Genomic DNA, 23,081 nt, shown 5'->3' with positions numbered 1-23,081 from the left:
CCGGGTGGTCACCGGCCACCCGGACCGGCTCAGGCCGCTACCTCGATACGACCGCGTCGCATCCCGAGACCCGCCGCGACGAGGCAGGCCAGGGCCACCGCGCCGATGAACCACGGAAACACGTTCTCCAAGCCCCATGCCGTCGCGGCCCAGCCCGCAAGCACCGTGGGCAGAGCCATGGCCGTATAGGCCAGCAGGTAGTAGGCGGACATCGTCTCGCCGCGTTTGTGGTGCGGCACGACATTGGAGAGGTGGCGCAGCGAACCGCCGAAGCCGAGTCCGAAGGTGGCGCCGAGCACCAGCCCGATACCGACCACGACGGCCCAGTGGTGCGTACCCAGGGCCGGGATGGTCAGCAGCAAGGTGACGGCCATCCCGATATCGCCGAAGACCGCGGCCCGGCGGGCGGGTATCCGCGTCGCGAACAGCTGGACGACGGCCGCCGCCAGCGCCGTCGAGGCGACGACCACTCCACCGAAGACCAGGTTGTGGATTCCGGTCTGCTCCGCCGCCAGCGACGGATACAGCGACAACAGGACACCGAGAACCGACCAGGCCGCCATCACACCCAGCGCCGAGAACCAGAAATCACCGCGGATCTCCTGCGGTACCGCCGGACGCGCGATCCGGATCCGGCCGGCTACCCGGGCGGCGTGCGGTTCACGCAACGCGAGGACACCGGCGGCCACGACCAGGCAGATCACCGTGATGACCACGTACGGAGTACGCAGCGGGTTGGGCGCATACTGCGCGAGCAACGCCGAACCCATGATGGCGACCGCCATCCCGGCGTTGAAGGCGACCCCGCTGAGCTGGCCGGATCGGGCTCCTCGGTGCGGGCGCAGGTCGAGCAGGGCCGCGGCGCCGGCAACGACCGTCGCGCCGACAGCCAGCCCGTGCAGTGCCCGCGCCAGCACCAGCATGGCCACGGTATCGGCGAGGACGAAGACCACCAGTCCGGCGATCATGGTGGCGAAAGCGCCCAGCAGCACGGGTTTACGACCGACCACATCGGAGATGCGCCCGGAGACCAGCACCGCCACCAGCGCGGCGACCGCGTAGACCGCGAAGACGATCGTGGTGGTCAGCGGCGACAGATGCCATTCCTGCTCGTACAGGCCGTACAGCGGGGCGGGCACCCCCGATACTCCGAGAGCGACACCGGTGGCCGCCAGCACCAGCGTATAGGCCCAGGATTGCGCTACTCGATCCGGCGCGGTCGCTGCGGTTATCGCTGCCATCGAGACCCCGATCAGGTAAGTTTGAAGATTATCGAACTTGATCGACAGTAACGTACAGTACGACGATCATCAAACCGCCCGAAGGTAGACCATGACGGACATCACCACAGAGGCCCACCCGGTAGCCGCGCTCCCCGCGGTGCTCGGCGCGCTACAGGATCCGGTCCGCCTGGAAATGGTGCGCAGGCTCAGCAACGCGGGCACCGCACTGCGCTGCGCCACCCTCTACGACGGGATCAACAAGTCGACCGCGACGCACCATTTCAAAATCCTGCGCGAAGCCGGTGTCACCGACCGACTGATCATCGACGGCCAGACCTGTCAGCGGCTGCGCACCGAAGCCCTCGACGAGGCACTGCCCGGCCTGCTCGATTCGATCGTCGGCGCCGCCAACCGCGCCCGGCAGGACTGAGCGGCCGGCGCCCGGACGACGTATCTCCCGACCGGTGCCGGCGGCCCGCGAACACCACGGCGCACCCGAAACCGTCAGCGGCAGATCGACGGGCGACCCACCCGCACCGTTCGATCGATCTCCTCGGTGAGCGCTTCGAAATACCGGACGCTGACCACAATCCCGGACCTCGGCACCGCATCGGACCGCCGCGCGCAGGCGTGCACGCGGGCCGGCGGCCCCAGGCGACGAGCCACCCGGTCACCGCCCCCAGACCAGCCGATCAGCCGGGCAACAACGGTGGGCCGAGCCGGTTTACGCTGGTACGGTCCGGCGACCGTGCCAATCCACCCTCGATAACAGGCTGGGCCCGGTGACCAGCTCAACCAACCAACCGGACCACGGCGGCAGGCAGATCGCGTTTGCGGCGGTACGGTCCGGCGACCGCGGCGGCGAAGGGCCGGGCGAGCAGCGCGCGGGCGATCTCGCCGACCTCGTCGGTGGTGACCGCGTCGATCCGGGCCAGCGTTTCGGAGACGCTTCGGTGGTTGCCGTAGCTGAGTTCGCTGCGGCCGATGCGGTTCATCCGCGACGCCGAATCCTCCAGCCCGAGCACCAGCCCGCCACGCAACGACCCTTTCGCCCGGGCACATTCGGCATCGGTGATGCCGTCGGCCGCGATCTCCTCGAGGACGTCGCGCGCGAGTGTGGTCACCTCGTTCAGGTTCTCGGGCTGGCAGCCCAGGTACACCGAGAACGCGCCGGTGTCGGCGAAGGTGTCCACGCTGGAGTAGACCGAGTACGCCAGACCGCGTTCCTCCCGGATCCGCTGGAACAGCCGGGAACTCAGGCCCCCACCGATCACGGTGTTCAGCACCGACAGCGGCCAGCGCCGCGGTCCCTCGTGCCGGCCGTAGGCCCGGACACCGAACACCAGATGCGCCTGTTCGCTGTCGCGGTGGCTCCAGCTCAGCGCCGGCGCCGAACGGGTCCGGAAATGTCCCTCCCGGCGCGGCGCCGGAACGGCCGCGGGGTCCAACCGGCCGGCCACTGCCCGGTGCACCAGCTCCACGGTGTGCTCGTGGTCGATATTTCCGGCCACCGCCACCACCATCCGGTCCGGTGTGTACCGGCGCTGGTGGAAGGACCGCAGCTGGCTCGCCCGCATCCCTTCGATCGATTCGATGGAACCGATGATCGGCCGCCCGATCGGGTGATCCCCGAACAGGGCGGTGAGAAAGGCATCGCCGACCAGGTCTTCCGGGTCGTCGTCGCGCATGGCGATCTCTTCCAGCACGACCTGTCGTTCCACATCCACGTCCACGGCCCGGCACAACCCGTTGAGCACCACATCGGAGACCAGGTCCACCGCCAGCGGCAGGTCCTCGTCCACGACGTGGGCGTAGTAGCAGGTCTGTTCCTTGGCGGTGAACGCGTTGAGTTCCCCGCCGACCGCGTCCATGGCTTCGGCGATATCCAGCGCCGAGCGGGTCGGGGTCGCCTTGAAGAGCAGGTGCTCCAGGAAATGCGCCGCGCCGGCGACCGTCGGGCCCTCGTCGCGGGAACCGACCCCGACCCAGACCCCGACGGACGCCGAACGCACACCCGGTACCTGCTCGGTCACGACCCGCAGACCACCCGGCAGGACGGTACGCCGTACTCCGTTGTCGATATCGACGGTTTCGCCGATCCGCCACGTCGATGACGAACCCCCCTGCCCACTCGGGCGCAGGGGGGCCGCTGTCTTCTGCTCCGTCACACGACCAGTACTACTCGGTCGCCGCGGTATCCGCATCGGCGGGAGCCTCGTCGGCGCTCTCGTCGACGGGGACCAGCGAGATCTTGCCGCGGTTGTCGATATCGGCGATCTCCACGCGCAGCTTGTCGCCGACGTTCACCACATCCTCCACCTTGGCCACGCGCTTGCCGTTGCCGAGTTTGGAGATGTGTACCAGACCGTCGCGGCCGGGCAGCAGCGAAACGAACGCACCGAACGCGGTGGTCTTGACAACGGTGCCGAGGAACCGCTCGCCGACCTTGGGCAGCTGCGGGTTCGCGATGGCGTTGATGGCGTCGATCGCGGCCTGCGCCGACGGACCGTCGGTGGCGCCGACGAACACGGTGCCGTCGTCCTCGATGGAGATATTGGCGCCGGTGTCGTCGGTGATCTGGTTGATCATCTTGCCCTTGGGCCCGATCACCTCGCCGATCTTGTCGACCGGGATCTTGATCGCGGTGACCCGCGGTGCGTACGGGCTCATCTCGTCCGGGGTGGCGATGGCCTCGGCCATCACATCCAGGATCGTGGTGCGGGCATCGTGCGCCTGGCCCAGCGCACCCGCGAGGACCTGCGACGGAATACCGTCGAGTTTGGTGTCCAGCTGCAGGGCGGTGACGAAATCACGGGTGCCGGCGACCTTGAAGTCCATATCGCCGAACGCGTCCTCGGCGCCGAGGATATCGGTCAGCGCCACATAGCGGACCTCGGCGGCACCGGCCTCGTTGGTGACGGTATCCGAGACCAGACCCATGGCGATACCCGCGACCGGCGCCTTCAGCGGCACACCGGCGTTGAGCAGCGACAGGGTCGACGCGCACACCGAACCCATCGAGGTGGACCCGTTGGAGCCGAGCGCCTCCGAGACCTGACGGATCGCGTAGGGGAATTCGTCCTGGCTCGGCAGCACCGGGATCAGCGCCCGCTCGGCCAGCGCACCGTGGCCGATCTCGCGCCGCTTGGGCGAGCCGACGCGACCGGTCTCACCGGTCGAGTACGGCGGGAAGTTGTAGTGATGCATATAGCGCTTGGAGGTTTCCGGGCCGAGCGAATCGACCTGCTGCGCCATCTTGACCATATCGAGGGTGGTGACACCCATGATCTGGGTTTCGCCGCGCTCGAACAGCGCCGAACCGTGCGCCCGCGGCACCACGGCGACCTCGGCGGACAGCGCCCGGATATCGGCCAGGCCGCGGCCGTCGATCCGGAAGCCGTCGGTGAGGATGCGCTGGCGCACCAGCTTCTTGGTAACCGACCGGAAGGCGGCGCCGAGTTCCTTCTCCCGGCCCTCGAACGACGCCCCGAGCCGCGACAGCACGTCGAGCTTGACCTCGTCGATCTTCTCGTCGCGCTCCTGCTTACCGGCGATGCTCAGTGCCTCGGACAGCGGCGCCTTGGCGGCCTCTTCGACGGCGGCGTACGCGTCGTCGGCATACGGCGGGAAGAGGGGGAAATCCTCGGTGGGCTTGGCCGCCAGCTCGGCCAGGTCCTGCTGCGCCCGGCAGAGGCGGGCGATGAACGGTTTCGCGGCCTCGAGGCCCTCGGCGACCACGGCTTCGGTCGGAGCCTGCGCACCGGCCGCGACCTGCTCGATCACGTTATCGGTGGCTTCCGCCTCGACCATCATGATCGCGACGTCACCGGTATCGGTGACCCGGCCGGCCACGACCATGTCGAAGACTGCCTTTTCCAGCTGTTCGTTGGTCGGGAAGGCCACCCACTGCCCACCGGCGGGGGTGCCGGCGTCGGCGTCGTTGATCAGCGCGACCCGCACGCCGCCGACGGGGCCGGAGAACGGCAGGCCCGCGAACTGGGTGGAAGCCGAGGCCGCGTTGATGGCGACCACATCGTAGAGATCCTTCGGATCCAGGCTCAGGACCGTCACGACGACCTGGATCTCGTTGCGCAGTCCGTCGACGAAGGAGGGGCGCAGCGGCCGGTCGATCAGGCGGCAGGTGAGGATCGCGTCGGTGGAGGGGCGGCCCTCGCGGCGGAAGAACGACCCGGGGATCCGGCCCGCCGCGTACATCCGCTCTTCGACGTCGACGGTCAGCGGGAAGAAATCGAACTGCTCCTTGGGGTGCTTACCGGCGGTGGTGGCCGACAGCAGCATGGTCTCGTCGTCCAGGTAGGCGACGACCGATCCGGCGGCCTGCTTGGCGAGCCGGCCCGTTTCGAAGCGAATGGTGCGGGTGCCGAACGCGCCGTTGTCGATCAGCGCGACGGATTCGAACACTCCGGGTTCGACCTCGATGGCCGAGCTCTTCGTACGTTCGGTGGTTTCTGGCATATCTCTGTTCTCAACCTCTCGTCTCGCCGGATATCGGCGCCCGGTGGCGCGATCCGGCTGTGTCAGCCGTACCAGGTCTGGACGCGGCGCGACGGCGTTACCGCGGTGACCGTCGAGGTCAGCGGTCGCCGTATCTCGGGCTGCGACGCGTACACCCGGCCGGATCCCCTTGGATACGGCGACGCGGAGGCGGTCATCGATCGAAGCTCTCCGGCGTATCTCGTCCGGGCCGAAAAGCCACTACCGAAGACCGACGCCACGAACACGGGTGCGCACGGCTGGTTCTGTCGTCTCATGTCCAGGGGGTTCCCCGTACACGAAAATGCCGACGGGGCGATTGTATGCGCCCCGTCGGCATACGTATCGCCCGGCTCATGGAACCGGGCGATTCACGCTCTGTCAGCGCCGCAGGCCGAGACGTTCGATCAGGCTGCGGTACCGGTTGATGTCCTTGTTCTGCAGGTACTTCGACAGCCGCTTCCGGCGGCCGATGAGCGCCATCAGGCCGTGCCGGGTGTGGTGATCGTGCTTGTGCACCTTCAGATGCTCGGTGATCTCGGAGATCCGCTTGGACAGCAGCGCGATCTGCGCCTCCGGCGAACCGGTGTCCGTTTCGTGCAGACCGTACTCGGCGAGAATCGCCTTCTTCTTCTCGGTGGTCAGCGCCATGGGGCATCCACTCCTGTTTCTCAGTTCCGCGCGTAAGGGGCCCGGGTTCGGCCGCCGAAGAAAATCGCCGAGAGGTGATTCTTCGGTCACGCTTTTTCCGGGGTGGGCGCCGCCGCGGACCGCAGCAGACCCGACGAGCCACCATACCGGAGCCGTATCGACCCCGGCCGGGTGGGGTGTGGCCGGCTAGTTTCCGGCGCCGAGGATCTTGCGGGCGGTATCGACGTCGCGGCCCATGGCGGCGATCAGTTCGTCGATCGACTCGAATTTCCGCATACCGCGCAGATGATCCACGAAATCCACGGCCACGTGCTGACCGTAGAGATCGGCCTCGCGGTCCAGCACATAGGCCTCCACGGTGCGGGCACGGCCGGAGAAGGTGGGGTTGGTGCCCACCGAGATCGCGGCCATGGCGCGCTGCCCGGGCGTCACCGTACCGATGGTGGGCCCGGGACCGAGCACGGTGAACCAGCCCGCGTAGACCCCGTCGGCCGGGATCGCGGCATGCATGGGCGGGGCGACATTGGCGGTGGGGAAACCGAGTTCGCGACCGCGGCCGTCACCACGTACCACCACCCCCTCGACCCGGTGCGGCCGGCCGAGCGCGTCGGCGGCGGCGGCCATATCACCGGCGTCCACGCAGGCGCGGATATAGGTCGAGGAGAACGTGACCGCGTGTTCGCCCAGCAGGGTGACCGCGTCGACCGCGAAGCCGAACCGGCCGCCGAGGTCGGCCATGGTCGCGACCGTCCCCGCGGCCTTCTTGCCGAAGGTGAAATTGTCACCGACCACGACCTCGGCGACGTGCAGGCGTTCCACCAGCAGATCGTGCACGTATTCGGCCGGGGTGAGTTTCATGAAATCGTGGGTGAACGGCATCACACAGAACACGTCGACCCCGAGCTCCTCGGCGAGTTCGGCGCGCCGGGTGAGCGTGGTGAGCTGCGCGGGATGCGAACCGGGCCGGATCACCTCCATCGGATGCGGATCGAAGGTCATCAGGACCGCCGGGACACCGCGCGCGGCAGCGGACTTCACCGCCCGGCTGATCAGTTGCGCGTGACCGCGATGAACACCGTCGAAAACGCCGATCGTGAGAACGCACCGACCCCAATCCGCGGGTACGTCGTCGAGACTTCGCCACCTCTGCACAGACGCCAAGCCTACGCAAACAGGCGGCCGCAGCGTATTCGGGTGGGACCGGTCGCCGGCCCGGCTACGCGCGCGCGAACACCGGGTTTCCCGGAGGTGGCGGGATCAGTGGATCGCGGTGGGAATGCTTAAGCTCGTAGTTGTGCCCGGAAAACGAGATATCGCCACCCGACGGGAACTCGCCGACGCCGGGGAATCGGCCGCTCCCGGGCTGTCGTCGGTGGCCCAGGATTATCTGAAAGTCATCTGGACGACCCAGGAGTGGTCGCAGGAGCGCGTGAGCACGAAACTGCTCGCCGAGCGGATCGGGGTCTCCGCGTCGACGGTGTCGGAGGCGGTGCGCAAGCTCTCGGATCAGGGCCTGGTCGAACATGCCCGGTACGGTGCGATCACGCTGACCGAGGAGGGCCGCCGCGCGGCGATCGCCATGGTGCGCCGGCACCGGTTGATCGAGACGTTCCTGGTGAGCGAGCTCGGATACGGCTGGGACGAGGTCCACGACGAGGCGGAGATCCTCGAGCACGCGGTATCGGATCTGCTGATGGCCCGGATCGACGCCAAGCTCGGTTTCCCGGACCGGGATCCGCACGGCGACCCGATTCCGTCGGTGGACGGCGCGGTCCCGACACCACCCGCCCGGCGGTTGATCGATTTCGAGGCGGGCGAATCGGGCCGGGTCGCCCGGATCTCCGATTCCGACCCGGAGATGCTGCGGTATTTCGATTCGGTCGGGATCGCCCTGGACACCTTGATCGTGGTGGTGGAACGGCGGGATTTCGCCGGGACCATCGCGGTGCGGATCGGGCGCGACGACACCCTCACCGATCTGGGCAGTATCGCCGCGGAAGCGATCTGGCTGGTGTGCTGATCCCCGGATAATCCCGACACGCCCGGGGTCGCGAACCCGGGCATTGCCGAGTACCGGTCCGCCGTGCTATCCATAATTGTCGACAATCCGACAATCTCATACCCGAGCTCACGAACTCGTCGGTCCGGATCGCCGCACCGACCGTCCCGGGAGGCGCCACCATGGCCGAACTGTCCCCGATCCTGAAGCAGGCCACCCCGGTCACCGTCGACCACGGCGCCGGCTGCTACCTCTACGACGTCGACGGTCGCCGCTACCTCGATTTCACCGCCGGTATCGGGGTCACGAGTACCGGCCACTGCCATCCGAAGGTGGTGGCGGCCGCCCAGGCCCAGGTGGCGAAGCTGATCCACGGCCAGTACACGACGGTGATGCACCGGCCGCTGCTGGAACTCACCGAGCGCCTCGGCACGGTACTGCCCGAGGGACTCGATTCGGTGTTCTACGCCAACTCGGGCAGCGAAGCGGTCGAAGCGGCACTGCGCCTGGCCCGCCAGGCCACCGGGCGACCCAATGTGATCGTCTTCCACGGCGGCTTCCACGGCCGCACCGTGGCCACCGCGAGCATGACCACCTCCGGCACCCGGTTCTCCGCCGGGTTCAGCCCGCTGATGTCCGGTGTGCACGTCGCCCCCTTCCCCACCGCCTACCGCTACGGGTGGAGCGAAGCCGAGGCCACCGCCTTCGCACTGCGCGAACTCGACTTCATTTTCGCGACGCTCACCTCCCCCGCCGAGACCGCCGCCTTCATCGTGGAACCCGTTCTCGGCGAGGGCGGGTACGTCCCCGGTAACCGGGCGTTCTTCGAGGGCCTGCGCGAACGCGCCGACCAGCACGGCATCCTGCTGATCTTCGACGAGATCCAGACCGGATTCGGCCGGACCGGAAAATTCTTCGGGCACCAGCACTTCGGGGTCCGGCCGGATGTGATCACCATGGCAAAGGGCCTGGCCAGCGGATTCCCGATCTCCGGAATCGCCGCCTCGGCCGAGCTCATGAGCGCGGCCTGGCCCGGGTCGCAGGGCGGCACCTACGGCGGTAACGCCGTGGCCTGCGCCGCCGCCCTGGCCACCATCGAGGTGATCGAATCGGAGAATCTGGTCGAGAACGCACGGGTCCGCGGCGAGCAACTCCTCGCCGGGGTGCGGTCGGCCGAGTCCAAGGCGGTCGGCGACACCCGGGGCCTGGGCCTGCTCGTCGGCTCCGAATTCACCACTGCCGACGGCACGCCCGACCGCGACACCGCCACCGCCGCCCAGCAGCTCGCGGCGGCCAAGGGCCTGCTGCTGCTGACCTGCGGTGCGCATATGAACGTGGTGCGGATGATCCCGCCGCTCATCGTCTCCGAAACCCAGATCACCGACGCCCTCGACATCTGGTCCGAGGTACTCGCCGAACTGGGCCGCTGACCCGCTCTCCGAACGTGCCGGCCGCGGCACTCCGAACAGACCGGGCCGCGGCCGGTTTCCCGCACGATTACCAGGACGGATATATGGCGCGCTATATGACGATCACCCTCACCAAGGCGGGGATCACCTGCCGGGCCCGCCTGCTCGACGACGAGGCCCCCCGCACCTGCACCGCGGTATGGGATGCCCTTCCCCAGGAGGGCGACGCTTTCCACGCCAAATACGCCCGCAACGAGCTCTACACGCTGGTGCCCCGGATCAGCGGAGCACCGCATCGCGAGAACCCCACCGTCACACCGATTCCCGGCGATGTCTGCCTGTTCGATTTCGAGCCCTGGGAGATCGGTAATCCCGCCTACGGCTACGAACCGGGGTCGGCCGCGCACCACGACCAGGGCGCCACCGATCTCGCATTGTTCTACGGCCGCAACAACCTGCTCATCAACGGTGATCTCGGCTGGGTACCCGGCAATGTCTTCGCCACCATCGAAGGCGATCTCGGCGAACTGGCTGCCGCCTGCAACAGCCTGTGGCTGAACGGGGTGGCGGGCGAAACCCTCGCCTTCGCCCGGGCCTGACAACTCGGCCGGGCGCGGCCGGTGTGCTCGACCGCGCCCGGAGGTCGGCGCCGCACACTGCCACCGTCCGGCACGCCGGACCGGTTCGGTTTTCACCGCCGACCTCGGCGATGCCCGGGTATCGGGCGCCGCGGCCACGGAGTGATCGGCGCGGCTGTGGCAACGCCTCGACCGCCCGACCTGGGTCGCCGCATCGAGCGCGAAATATTTACCTACTCCAGAACCCGGTATCCGCGGGACGAATTCGGCGGTGAGAAACGCACCGTTGCCCGGCCCGTTCGCGGCACACGAACGGCGCGGCGGGCGGTGGCGGCGCGTCCTCTGCTGCGCAGACACTACACAGGCGCATCTGGTGACTGGTGGTGACGCCACTGCCCGGCGCCGCCGGCCGTCGGGGCCGCGGAACCTCTCCCTGACATGGACTCTGCCGGGGGCAATCGGCAACACTGATTCCGGTACCGGTCCAGGCGGATCCGATCGGCTGGTCGCTGGGCCTTCCTTTCGTCGTCAGGAGCTGGTGATGTCCGCTGCCGGGCATTACGCCGCGTTCGCGGTGGTGATGCTGTTCATCGCAGTGTCTCCGGGGCCGGATATGGCCGTGATCGTCAACCGTGCGTTGAGCGGCTGGGCTGCAGGCGCGGCAGCCACCCTGGGAGTAGCGATCGGCATTTTCGTCTGGGTGCTGGCCGCCGTCACCGGGATCGCCACACTCCTGGCTGCTTCCGCGCAGGCCTTCACGGTGGTGAAGATCGCGGGGGCGCTGTATCTGATCTACCTCGGAATCCGCGCACTGCGCGCCGCGCGCCGGCCCGGCGGTGCGCCCGGTGCCGTTGCTCCCGCGCGACCGGGAACCCCACTCGACAACGCGGTCCGGGGATTCCTGTCGAACATCCTCAATGCCAAGGCCGCCGTGCTCTTCGTCGCGCTGATCCCCCAGTTCGTTCCGCCCGGGGGTGTGGGCGTATCCGATGCCATCGCGTTTCCGCTGATTGCCGCTGTCGTGATGACGGCGTGGAACCTGGCGCTCACCACCACGGTCGCCGCGCTGCACCGGAAGTTCGCCGACTCCGGCATGTGGCGGCGGTTCGACGCCGTAGTGGGCGCGGCCCTCATCGCGGTCGGGATCGGGGTCCTGTTCGGCGATCCGCCCGAACCTGCCACCGGTTGACCGGCCACGGGTCAGCACGGCGAGGTCAGCGCGCGGCCAGGACCGCTTCCGCGTACCGCCCGACCGCCAGCACCAGATCGTCGGAGTGCCGGGGGCCGATGATCTGCAAACCCACCGGCATCCCGTCGCTGGTATATCCCGCCGGGATACTGAGCGCCGGCTGCTGGGTGAGGTTGAACGGGTAGGTGAAGGGTGTCCACTCCGGCCACCCGCTCATATCGCTACCGGGCGGAACATCGTATCCGGCGGCGAAGGCCGGGATCGGCACGGTCGGGGTGATGAGCAGGTCGTAGGCGGTGTGGAAAGTGCCCATGGTGATCGCCACCTGGGCGGCGGTATTGCGGGCGTCGAGATAGTCCACCGCACTGAGGGTCTCCCCGTATTCCCAGACCCGGCGCAGACCGGGGTCGGCGTTCTCGCGAGCGCCGGGCGGGAAGGTCGCCAGCATGGCGGCGGCGCCGGCGGCCCACATCACGTCGAATGCCGCCCGCGGATCGTCGAACCCCGGGTCGGCAACGGAAATTCGCAGGCCCGCGGTATCCAGGGCACCCACCGCGGCGGTGACCACGGCCTCCACCTCGGGATCGTTACGGACATAACCGAGCGTCGGGGAATACGCGGCGGTGACACCGCGGACATCCCGCTGCATCTCCCCCCGGAAGGTGGTCAGCGTGGGGGCCAGAGCTGTCGGGTCCCGCGGATCGGGCAGCGCCAGGATATCCAGCAGCAGCGCCGCGTCCTCGACGGTGCGGGTGAGCGGACCGGCATGTGCCAGCGGGCCGAACGGGCTGGCCGGATACAGCGGGATCCGGCCGTGGGTCGGCTTGAATCCGACGATGCCGCAGAACGCCGCGGGGATCCGGATACTGCCGCCACCATCGGTTCCCACGGACACCGGGCCCATCCCCGCCGCGACCGCCGCGGCACTACCACCCGACGATCCGCCCGCGGTTCGTCCGGGATCGACCGGATTGCGGGTGATCCCGGTGAGCGGGCTGTCGGTAACCGCCTTCCAGGCGATTTCCGGTGTGGTGGTCTTGCCGACCATCACCATGCCGTCCTCGCGGACCCGGGCGGCGACCGGACTGTCCACGGGCCACGGCCCGTCCGCACCGATACTGCGGGAACCACGGCGCGTCGGCCAGTCCTCGGTGAGGAAGATGTCCTTGATCGAAATCGGGACCCCGTCGAGCAACCCGCGTACATGCCCGGATTGCCAGCGTGCCTCGGAATCCTTGGCCTGCACCAGGGCCCGGTCGGGGTCGACCAGGCAGTAGGCGTTGACCGCATCATCGCGCGCGGAAATGGCGGCGAGTACGGCCTCGGTCGCCTCGACCGGTGACAGCGTCCCCGCGGCATACGCCGAGACGAGCTCGACGGCGGTCATCGCGGCCGGGTCGGTCGGTCGGGGTGTCTCCGGCTGGTTCATCTGCGGCCCTCCTTCAGCCGGGCACATACCCCAGCGTCTTGTCGACAACGTTGTCCAGCGGCCGACCGGCCAGCCAGCGGTCGAAATTGGCGGTGAACGTGGTGACGATATCGTCGCGCCAGCCCACGAAATCACCCGAATTGTGCGGAGTGATGTGCGCGTTCGGCAACTGCCACAGCGAATGGCCGGGTGGCAGGGGTTCCGGATCCACCACATCCAGGGCGGCGCCCGCGATCGCGCCGGATTCCAGCGCGGTGACCAGATCCTCGGTCACCACGAGCTCGCCACGGCCGACATTCACGAAGCGGGCATGCGGTTTCATGGCGCCGAAGGCGCGCCCGTCGAACATATGCCGCGTCCGGTCGGTGAGCGGGGCGATGGCGATGACGTAGTCGGCGCCCGGGAGTTCGGCGTACAGATCGGTGGCGACAGTGCCGAAGTCGGGGTCGTCGGTGCAGGCGCGGCGGCCGACCGCGCGGATCCGCATCCCGGCGGCGCGCAGCAGTCCGGCGATGGTGCGGCCGATGGATCCGGTACCGACGATCAGCGCGGTGGACCCCGCGACCCGTTCCGATTCCCGGTGCCGCCAGATCTCCTGCTGCTGCAGCCGGGTCGAACCCGTCAGATCTTTGGCGAAATCGAGGATCTGGCCGAGAACGTACTCGGCGATCGCGGTATCGAAGACGCCGCGGGTATTGGTGACGACCACATCACTGTCGCGCAGCTCCGGGAACATCACCGTATCGACACCGGTAGCGCCGATGTGCAGCCAGCTGAGCCGGTCGGCCGCCGGCCACGCGTCCGGTACGGCGCGCGTCTGGAAGTCGTAGACGAACAGCACATCGGCACCGCGCAGCGCGGACACCAGTCCGGCCGAATCCGTGTACCGCACCGTGGCCCGCGCACTCACCGGCGCCATCAGGGCCGGGTCGGGCAGCTGGTCACTGTGCACCACGGTGACAATTGGGCCCGATTCCATATTGACACGGTATGGTCACATCGTATGATTGTCAACAATCCGATCGTTCTCGGAGGTCTACCCGGCTGAGCGCGAGAGGGGCCGCAGTGGAGTTCGATTTTCCCGATATCGAGGGCCCGGTCGCGCAACGGGGCATCGGTGTCATCGCACCCTTCGATCTGGCACTGGAGCGTGAACTCTGGCGCTGGGCACCACTGGAAGTGAGCCTGCACCTGGCCCGCACACCCTACGAACCGGTACCGGTATCGCTGGCCATGGCCGAGCTGGTCTCCGATGCCACCCATCTCACCGCCGCGACCCGCAATGTCCTGCATGTGGAACCGGAAGTCGTGGCCTATCTGTGTACCTCCGGCAGCTTCATCAAGGGCATCGACTACGAACGGTCACTGCGCGAGACGATCTGCCGCGCCGGCGCCGCCAACGCCGTCACGACGTCCGGAGCCCTGCTCGAGGCCATCCAGCATCTCGGTATCACCCGGGTATCCATCATGACCCCCTACGACGAGGTTCTCACCGGAAAACTCCGCGATTTCCTCGACGAGGCGGGCTGCGCGGTGGTCCGTTCCGAACATCTCGGTCTCGGCGGCGGGATCTGGAAGGTCAACTACCGCACCATCGCCGAACGGATTCTGGGTGCCGACGACCCGCGGGCCGAGGCGATCTTCGTCAGCTGTACGAACCTGCCCACCTACGACATCATCGAACCGCTGGAGAAGGTCCTGGGCAAACCGATTCTCACGGCCAATCAGCTCACCATGTGGGCCTGCCTCGGGCGGATGAAACTGCCCATGATGGGTCCCGGCCGATGGCTGCTGGAGGTCTTCTGAAAAATGATGTCCCCGAACGGAACCCAGCTCGGAAACGGAGGGCCCATGCCGGCACCGACCATCGGATTCATCTATCCCGACCACGCCGCCGAGGACGACTACCCACGGGCGGAGGCGCTGCTGGATGCCCAGTTGCCGGTGGCCCATATCTACGGCACCGATCTGCACGCGGTCCCGGAACTGCTGGATCTGGGCAGTCCGGACAAACTCCGCGGCGGCGCCGCACAACTCGCCGCGCACCGGCCCGACGCGGTCGTCTGGGCATGCACGTCCGGCAGCTTCGTCTACGGTCCGGACGGGGCACGCGAGCAGGTCCGCGGATTGTCCGAGGTCGCGGGCGTACCGGCGTCGAGCACCAGTTTCGCGTTCGTGGCGGCCGCGCGAGCACTGGGCGTGCGGCGGGTGGCGGTCGCCGCGAGCTACCCCGAGGACGTGGCACGACTGTTCGCCGACTTCCTGGCCGATGCCGGTATCACCGTGGCCGGGTTCGCGAGCGCGGGTATCGAAACCGCCGCCGAGGTCGGCACCCTCGACGCCGAGCAGGTGCTGGCACTGGCCGTGGCCAACGACCATCCGGAGGCGGACGCACTGCTCATCCCCGATACCGCCATGCACACCCTCGAGGTGCTGCCCCGGCTGGAGGCCGCGCTGGGTAAACCGGTGCTCACCGCCAACCAGGTCACCATCTGGGAGGGGCTGCGGCTGGCCGGCGCCGCCCGGATCTCACCCGCACTCGGTGCGTTGTTCGCGGAAAGGCCCGCATATGTCGGTCGTTGATTTCGAACCCGTCAATCAGCGCTCCACCGCCGAGATGATCGCCGACCGGCTCCGGGCGGCCATTGTGCACGGCAGCCTCGAACCGGGCGCGCAGCTGGGCGAAACCGATCTCGCCGCGCAGTTCGGGGTCTCCCGCGGGCCGGTCCGGGAAGCCATGCAGCGGCTGGTTTCGGAGGGGCTGCTGCACAGCATCCGCAACCGCGGCATTTTCGTCATCGAACTCAGCCTGGCCGATGTCGTCGATATCTACCGGTCCCGCACCGCGATCGAGGGCGGTGCCCTGAGCCTGATCCTCGACGGCCGCCGCGATATCGCCCACGAGGCGCTGGCACCGAGCGTCACCGCGATGCTCGACCGCGCCGCGGCCGGCGACGCCACCGGTGTCTCCGATGCCGACCAGCAGTTCCACGAGGCGCTGGTGGCAGCGGCCGGCAGCCCCCGCCTGGTCCGCGCGGCCCGCACGCTACTGATCGAAACCCGCATGTGCCTGGGAAAATTGCAGACCACCTACCCCGACCTGCGCGAACAGGCTCAGGAACACGTGGCGCTGCGCGAGGCGATCGGTGCGGCCTCGGCCGACCGGGCGCATACGCTGCTCCGCGACCATATGGACGATGCCGTCCAGCGGCTGCGCGGCAAGTTCGCCGAAGAGCCGGTCTCGGGCTGAGACCGGCGCGAGCTCAGGGTTCCCCGGCTCTGCCCGCACTCCCGAGTCGCACCGGGGTACTGTCGGGCAACCTCGGTAGCCGGACCGCGCCGGCACTCCGGTTCGATCCAGATGCCCGTGGGTCACCCCGCACCAGGGCCCGGTGCTCGATCTCGAACCTCGCGCAAACCCTGCGGGCCGAGGCTTCGCCGGTTACCCGGGCCGGTGACCTCCCACCGGATCGCGCAACAGCGTCCGTCCCGGCCGACGTGGATGCAGATCGGCGATGATCGTGCGGCGAGTTTTCCGATCGGCCTCCCCACGACATCCAGTCGATCACCCGCCCACCAGGATGCCGGCCCCGGCCGACCGACGGCGCGGCCGAGCGGCGCTCAGTCGATCAGGCCGCGCGGGCGCACTACGAACACGGGTGACGCGCGCTTGCCCTTCTCCTCCAGCAACGCAATCGCCCGCCCGTCCTCGGTGAACGCGGCATGGACGCCGGTCGTGCCGACCGGATCGAGCCAGCGGCCGTCCCGCAGTTTCTCGGCTTCGGCGGCGTCGATCATGCGCTGCGGGAACGCGAGGCGTACGGCCGCGTCGATATCGAGGCTCGGCACGGGATCCTCGGCGAGCTCGTCGAGAGTGCGGGCGTGCTCGAGCGTGAACGGCCCGACCCTGGTGCGGCGCAACGCTGTGAGATGGCCGCCCACGCCGAGTGCGGCACCCACGTCGCGGGCCAGTGCGCGGACATAGGTTCCCGACGAACATTCGACGACCACATCCAGATCGACCAGTTCCTGCGCCGCATGGTCGCGGCGGGCCAGGACCTCGAAGCGGGAGACGGTCACCGGGCGGGCGGCGAGCTTCACGTCTTCGCCGGCGCGGTGCCGCGCGTAGGCGCGTTCGCCGCCGACCTTGATGGCGCTCACTGTCGCGGGGACCTGCTGGATCTCACCGGTGAGTGCGGCGATCTCCCGGGCGATCTCGGCGTCGGTGACGTGCCCGGCCGGGGCAGTGGTGAGTATCTCGCCCTCGGCATCGTCGGTGGTCGTGGCACAGCCCAGCCGGATCGTGGCGGTGTAGGCCTTGCTGGTGAGGGTGAGCAGGCCGAGTAGTTTGGTGGCGCGTTCCACACCCAGTACCAGTACCCCGGTGGCCATCGGGTCCAGCGTGCCCGCATGGCCGACCTTCTTGGTGTGCAGCAATTTCCGGGTCCGGGCCACGATATCGTGGCTGGTCGGGCCGCCGGGTTTGTCGACGATCAGCAGACCGCCCAGGATATCGGCCATCAGCTGTGCGCGATCGCGGTCAGGATGAACCCGCCGGTGATCAGCCAGCGGCCGTCGAACGAGGTCAGCGGCACACCGCCGTCGCCGGTCTGACCGGGTACCAGCAGCTGCGACCGGAACGTCCCCGCACCCGCGCCCGCGCCGGTTTCCTCGACGTCGAAAGTGATGTGCGCGTCCTCGAACCCGAGCCAGCGGGTGGTGAGCGGGAACCATGCCTTGTAGGTGGCCTCTTTCGCGCAGAACAGCAGCCGGTCCAGATGCAGCGCGGAATCGGTGACCCGCAACCAGTCCCGTTCCGCGGGCAGGCTCACCGAGTCCAGGACCCCCTCCGGGAGGGGTTCGTGCGGTTCGGCGTCGATCCCGATCGATCGATACCGCATCTTGTGGGCCAGCGCGGCCCCGCGGAAACCGTCGCAGTGGGTGAGACTGCCGACGATCCCGCGCGGCCAGACCGGCGCGCCGCGTTCACCCTTACCGATCGCCACCGGTGGCTCTCCCAGCTGTGCGAGCGCCTGGCGGGCACAGTGGCGGGCGCCGATGAAATCACGCCGCCGCTTCTCCACCGATTTCGCGATGAGATGCTCCTCGGCGGGGTGCGCTTTCAGATCCTCCGGGTAGTCGAGCAACTCGGCGGAGGCGATATCGGCGGGCAGGATTGTCTCGATCATCGTCGGTGAGCCTACTGGGTCACCGCGGGCGCCGACTCAGGCGAGCCCGCGGTTACGGTCGGCCTTGGCTCGCATCTCGGCCGCCGCGGCAGCCATTTCCGGGGTCACCCGGAAGTGACCGCCCCACTCGTTGAGGTCACCGGGCCGGTATTCGGGGTCGGGCAGGATCTGACGCAGCAGTTTGTCCGGTTTACCGCGCTTCTGCCATTCCCGGGGATAACCGAGCGAGACTTCTTCGAACCGGACACCGTCGTAGTAGGTGGTGCGCGGAATGTGCAGGTGGCCGTAGACCGCGCAGAGCACGTTGTACCGGGTGTGCCAATCCGCGGTCTGCTCGGTGCCGCACCACAGGGCGAACTCGGGGTACCAGAGCATATCGGTGGGTTCGCGGACCAGCGGGAAATGGTTGATCAGCACCAGCGGGGTGCCGGCGGGCAGATTGTCCAGTGCGCGGCGGGTGGACCGCAGCCGCGCCTCACACCAGGCGTCGCGCGTGAGATACGGGTCCGGGGAGAGCAGGAATTCGTCGGTCGCCACCACATTGCGCTCGCGGGCGAGCGCCAGCCCCTCGGCCTTGGTCTGCGTTCCGGCGGGCAGGAAACTGTAGTCGTACAGCAGGAACAGCGGAGCGATGGTCACCGCGCCGCCGTGCGCCTCGGCGCCCGAACCGGTCCACACCGGGAACGGATCCTCAGGGGTGAGCACATCCAGATCCCGGCACATGGCCACCAGGTAGTCGTAGCGCGCGGCACCGTGCATCTGCACCGGGTCCTTGGCGGTGGTCCACAGTTCGTGGTTACCGGGCACCCAGATCACCTTCGCGAACCGCTCGCGCAGCAGTTTCAGCGCCCAGCGGATATCGTCGCTGCGCTCGGCGACATCACCGGCGACGATCAGCCAATCCTCCGGGGAATCGGGACGGATGTCTTCGACGACCGGTTTGTTGCCCTGGTGACCGACATGGATATCGCTCACTGCCATCAACTTGGGTATCACCACACCTACCTTCGCATATCGCGGAACGCACCGGACCGCCCGGCCACCGAGCCGTATCACGCCGCGTCACCGGGCCATGAGCGAGACCGGCGATCGGTCCACATTCTGACGCGGAGGCCGAAGCGAAGGCGAAGGTATCGCACTACCGTCTCCGGGCCTGACTTGCTCATGCCGGGATATCGGCCCCGACCCGGACCCACCGGCCCGACAGCCACCGGGCGCTCACCGCGGCCAGCCGTAACAACATGAACGCGATCAAGCCGCACCAGATTCCGCCGATACCCCAGTCGAAAACCAGCGACAACCAGATCGCGGGCAGGAACCCGACCAGCGCCGCGCCCAGCGTGGTGGTGCGCAGATAGGCGGCGTCACCGGCACCCAGCAGCACACCGTCCAGCGCGAACACCACACCGGCCACCGGGATCATCACCACGAAGAACCACCACACCACACCGGCACGGTCCAGCACCGCGGCGTCGGCGGTGAACAGCGGCGGTATCCACGAAGCTCCCGCCGCGAACACCGCGGCCAGCCCCAGCGCGAATATCGCCGACCACGCGGTGACCCGGCGGGCCACCGATCGCGCACCCGCCGCATTGCGCGCGCCCAGCGCCGAACCGACCAATGTCTGCGCCGCGATGGCCAGCGCATCGAGCGTCAGAGCGAGGAAATTCCACAGCTGCAGCACCAGCTGATGGGCCGCTACCGAGGGCGCCCCGAACCTCGACGCCACCGCGGCCGCGGAAATGAAGCACGCCTGGAAGGCGAGGCTGCGCGCGATCAGATCGCGGCCGAGCACCAGCTGCGCCTTCATCACCGACAGTCGCGGTGCCAGCGGGACCCGGGCACGGACCAGCGCACCCAGGAACAACCCCGCCGTTACCAGCTGGCCGAGGACATTGGCCACCGCCGACCCCGGCAGTCCCAGCCGGGGCAGACCCACGAGACCGTGCACGAGAAGGGGGCAGAGCACCGCCGACAGCGCCAGCCCCGCCACCACATAGGTGAGCGGGCGGCGGGTCTGCTGGACGCCGCGCATCCAGCCGTTTCCGGCCATGGACAGCAGGATCAGCGGCACCCCGAACAGGGCGATCCGCAGCCAGGCCAGTGCCTCCGCCGCGATCTCGGTATCGCCGGAGATCGCGGCGGCGATCGGCACCGCGGCCGCCTGTACCACCACCAGGATCAGCAGCCCGATACCGCCGGCCAGCCAGCTCGCCTGCACCCCCTCCTCGACCGCACCGGCGTCGTCACCCGCACCGTGCCGCCGCGCCGAGCGGGCCGTCGTGCCGTACGCGAGGAAGGTCAGCTGTGAACTGACCTGCGTGAGAATCAGACCCCCCACCGCCAGCCCGGCCAATGCCAAGGCGCCGAGCCGGCCCACCACCGCGAGATCGAAGAGCAGATAGATCGGTTCGGCTACCAGCACGCCGAGCGTCGGCAGGGCCAAACCCAGAATTCGCCGCGGCCCGGCGTCCACGTCCACCGGCGACGCGGTCGCCTCCCTCTGCATATCCACACCCCGTCCGTACTCACGACCACGACACACTCACAGGTCGCGGGACGGGGCAGCGCTCATCCCGCCGCCGAGCAACGTTAGCGGAACCGTCGGACACACCGAGCGCACCTCGTACGTGCTCGACGCACCCACCGGCACCGCCGCAGCCCACCGGTATGCATCCCGCGCGATGCATACCGAGAACCTCCACGAAATGCAGCCTCAGCGCGGAATCGCAGCGCGCAGTCCGCCACCGCAGCCATGAGCACATGTTCGCCTACCGCGCGACCGGGAACCGCGTCCCATCCGACCCCGCATACCCGAACGCGCTCACTTCCGACCGCTGATCGTGTCGCGAATCATGAGGGAACCGGTACCGCACTCCGTGCTTGCCGGGCACACGGCCAGTATCCGGCCGGACGGGACCGGATCCGATCGAACCGGCGCCGGTCGACACCAGGCCCGGCGTCCGGCCGCGCCGGGGCTGATCGGACGGATTCGGAGCCTCTGCTGCCACTGCCTCCCCCAGGCACCGTCAACCCAGCGCGGTACTCAGCTGGGTGAGGATCTCGTCCGGTTCGCCGTAGGTCGTGTAGCCGGCCGCGTAACGATGCCCGCCGCCGCCGAGCCCGGTGGCTATCGCGGCGACATCGGCGCCGTCGCCGGTACCGGGACCACTGTCCTTCGACCGCAGCGATACCGTCCACCGCCGCCGCTCGTCCACCGGACGGGCTTCCTTGAACACCGCCGCGATACCGGCCTCCGCGGTAGCCCGCACGATATCGACAACACTCTCGGCCTCTTCCTGGCGCACGCCCGCCAGATCGGTGGCCAGGACGAACGCGGCAACCAGGCCGGTACCGCCGTGGGCCGCACGATCCAGTCGCGCCGAGGCGAGCACCGTCGAGAGCATCTGCAACCAGGCGAAAGGATGGGTGTCCATCAACGTGCGGGTGATGGCGGCGCCGTCGATCCCGGTGGCCAGTAACCGTTCGGCCAGCGCATGCGTACCGGGTGTCACCCAGCGGAACGATCCGCTGTCGGTGGCCAGCCCGGCGAACAGGCAGTGCGCTATGTCGGCGTCGATCGGCTCCTGCCAGATATCCAGCAGGGCGGTGAGCACACTCGCGGTGGACACAGCGTCCGGATCTATCAGGTTGACGGTCCCGAACCGGGTGTTGGACCGATGATGGTCGATCACCACTGTGGTTCCCGCGCCCGGTAACCGATCGGCCAGTGCGCCGAGCCGACCGGCTGCGCCGCAGTCCACGGTGACCAGCACGTCGACCGCCGCGGGCACCTCGGCCGGCGGAACCAGGAAGCGGGTGCCGGGCAGAGTCCGCAGGCCCATCGGCAGTTCGGCGGGTTCGGCGAACGACACCCGCACCGGGACCCCGCGCCGATGCAGCACCAGCGCCAGAGCCAGCCCGCTGCCGAGGGTGTCGGCATCGGGCTGGATATGACAGAGGATGGTCACCGAACGCGCGGTATCCAGCGCCCGAACGGCCGCGGTGTAATCCACAGCGGCACCGGTTGTGGTCATAGTGGCCCGCGGCTCAGTCGTCGTCGCGGGGTGTTTTGTACGGGTCCGCCTCGCCGGCGGGGGTGGCGTCGGCCGCCACCCGGGCGACAGCGTCGTCGGCGGCCCGGGCGCGGGCCAGCAGATCCTCCATCTGGCGGGCGGCGTCGGGCACCGTATCGAGTACGAAGGCCAGTGTCGGGGTGAACTTCACCCCGGTCCCGGCGCCCACTTTCGAGCGCAGCACACCCTTGGCTTTCTCCAGCCCGGCGGCCGCCCCGGTGTAATCGGGCTCGGCGTCGACGGTTTCACCCATGACCGTGTAATAGACGGTCGCCTCACGCAGGTCACCGGTGACCTTCGCATCGGTGACGGTGACGAAACCCAGCCGTGGGTCCTTGATCTCGTATTCGATCGCCGTGGCCACGATCGCGGAGATCCGTTTGGCGAGCCGGCGTGCCCTGGCTTGATCCACCATGGCCGCTCCTTTCCCTGTTCAGCGACGGTGGGACGGTCCGCGTGGGCGCACTCTGCCGCACGCGCGCGGCCACCGCTGATATCACCTGCGCGGCCGGTCAGTCCTCTGGTCCGAAGACGCGCCGGCGTACTGCCAGCAACTGTAACTCCGGACGGGCCGCGACATGCCGCTCGCATCGGTCGAGCACGGTCGTGAGGTGGTCCATTCCGGCCGACACCATGCCCACCGCCAGCAGTGTGCGCCGGTAGCGGTCGTGATCCCCGGCTTCGGCGGTGCTCACCCCGAAGCGCTGGAGTTCGGCCAGGATCGGCCGGATCACCGAACGCTTCTCTTTCAGAGAGTGCACATCACCCAGCAGGATGTCGAACTCGAGTGCACCCAGGTACACGCAACCTCCCAGTTATAGCGACGACACGGCCCCGGGACCCG

Annotated in this window: 23 protein-coding genes; 8 read left to right on the top strand and 15 right to left on the bottom strand. The window is 68.5% G+C overall.

Annotated features, from left to right (window positions below):
• Positions 1-29: 29 nt before the first annotated feature.
• Complete coding sequence (locus ACIA75_RS21610; RefSeq protein ID WP_397106610.1) at positions 30-1,241, bottom strand: MFS transporter; 1,212 nt, start codon at positions 1,239-1,241, stop codon at positions 30-32.
• Positions 1,242-1,332: 91 nt separating this feature from the next.
• Here ACIA75_RS21610 and ACIA75_RS21605 point away from each other — a divergent pair, with 91 nt between their 5' ends.
• Positions 1,333-1,653 (top strand): ArsR/SmtB family transcription factor, encoded by a 321-nt coding sequence (locus tag ACIA75_RS21605; protein WP_397106607.1) that lies wholly within the window; start codon positions 1,333-1,335, stop codon positions 1,651-1,653.
• A 74-nt stretch (positions 1,654-1,727) separates the two neighbouring features.
• Here ACIA75_RS21605 and ACIA75_RS21600 read toward each other — a convergent pair whose 3' ends face one another.
• From ACIA75_RS21600 to ACIA75_RS21580, 5 genes are all read right to left on the bottom strand, one after another.
• A complete protein-coding gene (locus ACIA75_RS21600; protein WP_397106605.1) occupies positions 1,728-1,889 on the bottom strand; it encodes a hypothetical protein in 162 nt (53 codons plus the stop codon).
• Between the two features lie 125 nt (positions 1,890-2,014).
• Positions 2,015-3,427, bottom strand: coding sequence for a M16 family metallopeptidase (locus tag ACIA75_RS21595; RefSeq protein ID WP_397106603.1), 1,413 nt, complete (start codon positions 3,425-3,427; stop codon positions 2,015-2,017).
• Positions 3,402-5,699 (bottom strand): polyribonucleotide nucleotidyltransferase, encoded by a 2,298-nt coding sequence (locus ACIA75_RS21590; protein WP_397106601.1) that lies wholly within the window; start codon positions 5,697-5,699, stop codon positions 3,402-3,404. The genes ACIA75_RS21595 and ACIA75_RS21590 overlap by 26 nt, the downstream gene beginning before the upstream one ends.
• 399 nt (positions 5,700-6,098) lie before the next feature.
• Positions 6,099-6,368 carry a 30S ribosomal protein S15 gene (gene rpsO / locus ACIA75_RS21585; protein WP_397106599.1) on the bottom strand — a complete coding sequence of 90 codons (270 nt, stop codon included), beginning with the start codon at positions 6,366-6,368 and terminating at the stop codon, positions 6,099-6,101.
• A gap of 186 nt (positions 6,369-6,554) precedes the next feature.
• A complete protein-coding gene (locus tag ACIA75_RS21580; RefSeq protein ID WP_397106597.1) occupies positions 6,555-7,520 on the bottom strand; it encodes a bifunctional riboflavin kinase/FAD synthetase in 966 nt (321 codons plus the stop codon).
• A 124-nt stretch (positions 7,521-7,644) separates the two neighbouring features.
• Here ACIA75_RS21580 and ACIA75_RS21575 point away from each other — a divergent pair, with 124 nt between their 5' ends.
• The 4 genes from ACIA75_RS21575 (at position 7,645) to ACIA75_RS21560 (ending at position 11,543) form a co-directional block, all read left to right on the top strand.
• A complete protein-coding gene (locus ACIA75_RS21575; RefSeq protein ID WP_397106738.1) occupies positions 7,645-8,388 on the top strand; it encodes a metal-dependent transcriptional regulator in 744 nt (247 codons plus the stop codon).
• Between the two features lie 161 nt (positions 8,389-8,549).
• Positions 8,550-9,797 carry an aspartate aminotransferase family protein gene (locus ACIA75_RS21570; RefSeq protein WP_397106595.1) on the top strand — a complete coding sequence of 416 codons (1,248 nt, stop codon included), beginning with the start codon at positions 8,550-8,552 and terminating at the stop codon, positions 9,795-9,797.
• An 83-nt stretch (positions 9,798-9,880) separates the two neighbouring features.
• Complete coding sequence (locus tag ACIA75_RS21565; RefSeq protein WP_397106736.1) at positions 9,881-10,375, top strand: DUF3830 family protein; 495 nt, start codon at positions 9,881-9,883, stop codon at positions 10,373-10,375.
• 520 nt (positions 10,376-10,895) lie between these two features.
• Positions 10,896-11,543, top strand: coding sequence for a LysE family translocator (locus ACIA75_RS21560; RefSeq protein ID WP_397106593.1), 648 nt, complete (start codon positions 10,896-10,898; stop codon positions 11,541-11,543).
• 25 nt (positions 11,544-11,568) lie between these two features.
• On the opposite strand, the gene ACIA75_RS21555 is transcribed toward ACIA75_RS21560, so the two are convergent.
• Together ACIA75_RS21555 and ACIA75_RS21550 are read right to left on the bottom strand one after the other, a co-directional pair.
• Positions 11,569-12,972 carry an amidase gene (locus ACIA75_RS21555; protein ID WP_397106591.1) on the bottom strand — a complete coding sequence of 468 codons (1,404 nt, stop codon included), beginning with the start codon at positions 12,970-12,972 and terminating at the stop codon, positions 11,569-11,571.
• A 13-nt stretch (positions 12,973-12,985) separates the two neighbouring features.
• A complete protein-coding gene (locus ACIA75_RS21550; RefSeq protein ID WP_397106589.1) occupies positions 12,986-13,951 on the bottom strand; it encodes a D-2-hydroxyacid dehydrogenase in 966 nt (321 codons plus the stop codon).
• An 86-nt stretch (positions 13,952-14,037) separates the two neighbouring features.
• On the opposite strand from ACIA75_RS21550, the gene ACIA75_RS21545 reads away from it, so the two are divergent.
• The 3 genes from ACIA75_RS21545 to ACIA75_RS21535 are packed head-to-tail and all read left to right on the top strand — an operon-like array spanning position 14,038 to position 16,222.
• On the top strand, positions 14,038-14,778 hold the full coding sequence (locus tag ACIA75_RS21545) for an Asp/Glu/hydantoin racemase (RefSeq protein WP_397106587.1): 741 nt from the start codon (positions 14,038-14,040) through the stop codon (positions 14,776-14,778).
• A 45-nt stretch (positions 14,779-14,823) separates the two neighbouring features.
• A complete protein-coding gene (locus tag ACIA75_RS21540) occupies positions 14,824-15,555 on the top strand; it encodes a maleate cis-trans isomerase (RefSeq protein ID WP_397106585.1) in 732 nt (243 codons plus the stop codon).
• The gene (locus ACIA75_RS21535) at positions 15,542-16,222 is read left to right on the top strand and encodes a GntR family transcriptional regulator (RefSeq protein WP_397106583.1); all 681 of its coding nucleotides are present in this window, start codon (positions 15,542-15,544) and stop codon (positions 16,220-16,222) included. Before ACIA75_RS21540 ends, ACIA75_RS21535 begins: the two co-directional genes overlap by 14 nt.
• A 371-nt stretch (positions 16,223-16,593) precedes the next feature.
• Here ACIA75_RS21535 and truB read toward each other — a convergent pair whose 3' ends face one another.
• From truB to ACIA75_RS21500, 7 genes are all read right to left on the bottom strand, one after another.
• Positions 16,594-17,493 carry a tRNA pseudouridine(55) synthase TruB gene (truB, locus tag ACIA75_RS21530; protein WP_397106581.1) on the bottom strand — a complete coding sequence of 300 codons (900 nt, stop codon included), beginning with the start codon at positions 17,491-17,493 and terminating at the stop codon, positions 16,594-16,596.
• Positions 17,493-18,161, bottom strand: coding sequence for a 4'-phosphopantetheinyl transferase Npt (gene npt / locus ACIA75_RS21525; RefSeq protein WP_397106579.1), 669 nt, complete (start codon positions 18,159-18,161; stop codon positions 17,493-17,495). The genes truB and npt overlap by 1 nt, the downstream gene beginning before the upstream one ends.
• A gap of 36 nt (positions 18,162-18,197) precedes the next feature.
• On the bottom strand, positions 18,198-19,142 hold the full coding sequence (locus tag ACIA75_RS21520) for a metallophosphoesterase family protein (RefSeq protein ID WP_397106734.1): 945 nt from the start codon (positions 19,140-19,142) through the stop codon (positions 18,198-18,200).
• Between the two features lie 181 nt (positions 19,143-19,323).
• On the bottom strand, positions 19,324-20,670 hold the full coding sequence (locus ACIA75_RS21515) for an MATE family efflux transporter (protein WP_397106732.1): 1,347 nt from the start codon (positions 20,668-20,670) through the stop codon (positions 19,324-19,326).
• Between the two features lie 520 nt (positions 20,671-21,190).
• On the bottom strand, positions 21,191-22,198 hold the full coding sequence (locus ACIA75_RS21510; protein ID WP_397106577.1) for a bifunctional oligoribonuclease/PAP phosphatase NrnA: 1,008 nt from the start codon (positions 22,196-22,198) through the stop codon (positions 21,191-21,193).
• A 13-nt stretch (positions 22,199-22,211) separates the two neighbouring features.
• Positions 22,212-22,652: a 30S ribosome-binding factor RbfA gene (gene rbfA / locus ACIA75_RS21505; RefSeq protein WP_397106575.1), complete on the bottom strand. Its 441-nt coding sequence runs from the start codon at positions 22,650-22,652 to the stop codon at positions 22,212-22,214.
• A gap of 97 nt (positions 22,653-22,749) precedes the next feature.
• Positions 22,750-23,040, bottom strand: a complete 291-nt coding sequence (locus ACIA75_RS21500) for a DUF503 domain-containing protein (protein ID WP_397106573.1) — start codon at positions 23,038-23,040, stop codon at positions 22,750-22,752.
• Positions 23,041-23,081 lie beyond the last annotated feature (41 nt).

Origin of the sequence: Nocardia sp. NPDC051750, assembly GCF_044453135.1 — a bacterium.
Classification (GTDB): Bacteria; Actinomycetota; Actinomycetes; order Mycobacteriales; family Mycobacteriaceae; genus Nocardia.
The sequence above is the reverse complement of the archived record's forward strand: the minus strand, read 5'-3'. Positions and strand labels throughout refer to the sequence as shown.